The organism is Candidatus Enterococcus moelleringii (assembly GCF_017377575.1).
GTDB classification, from domain to species: Bacteria; Bacillota; Bacilli; order Lactobacillales; family Enterococcaceae; genus Enterococcus_A; species Enterococcus_A moelleringii.
Genome location: NZ_JAFREM010000044.1, coordinates 1 through 2,327 on the forward strand (window position 1 = coordinate 1; position 2,327 = coordinate 2,327).

Consider the following 2,327-nt stretch of genomic DNA (forward strand, 5'->3'; position numbering starts at 1 on the left):
TTTTACATAATTCAAAGAAAATATTGTCGTTAATTATAACTCATCTAATTTTAGTCATATTCCAATAAAGAACAGATTGTATCTTTAACAAGAGGGAAGGATGAGTTTCGAAAATTATTTGAAATCTTAGCCAAAATAACTATCCTGCAGCAATCAACAGACACACAAATAGGAGTGGCTGAAAGACAACATCCTGTCCTTCAACCACTCCTATTTTTTTATGATTTAATTCAACACCCGCCCGGCACTTTCAAAAGGATACCAGCTGCTATGGGTGATCTTCACCACATCTCCCGGCTGCGGTGCTTGAATAAAGTAGCCATCTCCGATATACAACGCCACATGATGCGCCGGCTTACCCCAAAAGACTAAATCCCCAGGCTGCACTTCATTAATCGGGATTTCCTTAATGGAAGCCTGTTGCGCCTGACTCACCCTTGGAATCGAAATCCCATTCTGGGCAAAGACCCACTGCATCAATCCACTGCAGTCGAAGCCCGCGGGCGTCGTTCCGCCCCAAACATATGGTACGCCCAGATATTGCTTGGCCGACAGAATAATGTCCTGCGCTTTTTCTGTCACTTCTTCTTCTGTAGTAAGGGTCTGACCTAAAACAACTTGTTGCCACAAGGCTTCCTGTTGGGCTTTCAAGGCTTGTTCTTGCTGCCGCTCTTCTTCTTGAATCCGAGCCAGCAGTACTTCATTCTCCTTTAGTTCTTTCTCTAATTGCTCCTTGCTGGCTTTTTGTTTTTCAATTGTGGTGTTCAGTTCTTGTTGTGCAGCTTCAGAGGTTGTCCGTCGTTTTTCCAATTCTTTCTGTTGTTTCGTAATGTCCTCTACCAGAGACGTATATTCCTTGGCCCGAGCTGTATCAGTCTTGCGAACCGACTCGATTCCCTTGATGGAGCTTAGCATCTTCGCCCAGCCATCCACCTTAAAAAAGGAAGCCTGCTGATTGGCATCGGTTAGCTGAATCGCGCGAACCCGCTCTTGAATTTCCTTTTCTAACTGCGCTAAATTCCCTGTCATCTCGGTCACTTTCTTTTCCTGCTCAACCAGTTCCTGATCCAGTATCTGAATCTTTTTTTCTTGTTCTGCCTGTTGGACCACCGAAGTTGAAATGTCGTCATTCAATTGGCTCAACCGTTCCTGAAGCTGGGCAATGTTTTGCTGCGTCTCGTCTTTCGGCTCTGCATAGACACTTCCAGAAATGCCAGACAGCCCAACGATCATCAGTAAAATTATTATGTGGACTCGTTTAATTGTTCGCACCCCCTAATACTCTTCCCAAAATGACAGCCTGCCTTTGTAAAAGCTGGCACTGCTAGAAAAACGCTCAATCCCCTGATTGAGCGCTGCTTCTAATTTGTTGCCAATTGTGGTGGAAAGCCAAGCAAGGCTTGTTCTTCACCCAGCCACCGTTCACGGAATTCTTCATTCAGCTTATAGCCCCGGCCCCATAAGGTAACTACGATCTCATCTTTAATCCCAGCCCGTTCGAACTTCCGCTTGATCTTATTGATCAAACAAGACAATTGACTCATATTGGAAGGAGTTTCTCCTTCCCGCCATAAGTAATCACAAATTTCTTTCCGAGAAAGTACCCCATCGTTCTTAGCCTGCAACAACTGTTCGAACACTTTCTTCTCTGTCTTGGAAAAACTATTCCAAACTGTCTTCACTAAGCTTCTTTCAGATTCACTATCCCCAACAGGAAACGCCAAAATCTGACTGCTGGCCATTCTTTGTTCGTACACCGTTTGAAGCGCTTCGGCTATCGCTTCTCTTAACGTCTCGATCGTGCCGTTCTTTGAAACCCAACCATGAATCCCTTGATCCTGCCATTCGGTCTGTTCCTTAACCGGATAGACTTCGCTGTTGCGAAGAATAGCGATGGGGAAAGTATGCAAAACCGGCAAAATCTTCTCCACTTCACTGTTACTCAAAGTTTCGCTCAAGATTACGGCTTGAAAATAAGAGAACATGGGAGAACCCTTGCCCATTTGTAAGACTTGAAGCAGATCCGACGAGCACAAAACCTCATAGTTTAAATAATGAAGCTGTCGGATCAATCCCTCTTCTGATAAAATATTTCTGGTTAAAATCAATACATGCTGTTGCATCATTTCCACCTTCTCTAGGATTTTTTCGTTTGTTTCTTCACAGGCTGTTCCACAGCTTCACTGTCCACCAAGACATTCCATAAAATAATTAATGTGACGACAATACAGATGACTACTTGAATCCACACTTGATCAAAGTAACTTTCGACTAATTTAATACTAAAGATCGCCAACAGGAAACAGATGACTAGAATAATTACCAGA

Annotated in this window: 2 protein-coding genes and 1 pseudogene; all 3 read right to left on the minus strand. The window is 43.7% G+C overall.

The genetic code is table 11. From position 1 onward, the window contains the following. Window positions 1-225: 225 nt before the first annotated feature. Window positions 226-1,272 (minus strand): C40 family peptidase, encoded by a 1,047-nt coding sequence (locus tag JZO70_RS21685; protein ID WP_347565227.1) that lies wholly within the window; start codon window positions 1,270-1,272, stop codon window positions 226-228. A gap of 89 nt (window positions 1,273-1,361) precedes the next feature. Beyond that, window positions 1,362-2,126: a helix-turn-helix domain-containing protein gene (locus JZO70_RS21690; RefSeq protein ID WP_242704078.1), complete on the minus strand. Its 765-nt coding sequence runs from the start codon at window positions 2,124-2,126 to the stop codon at window positions 1,362-1,364. Window positions 2,127-2,137: 11 nt separating this feature from the next. Continuing rightward, window positions 2,138-2,327 (minus strand): annotated as a pseudogene (locus tag JZO70_RS21695) (recombinase family protein); the annotation flags it as partial.

Bases quoted from the DNA above. Each gene is read 5' to 3' on its own strand.
- JZO70_RS21690 (WP_242704078.1), bottom strand. From the start codon at position 2,126: ATGATGCAACAGCATGTATTGATTTTAACCAGAAATATTTTATCAGAA.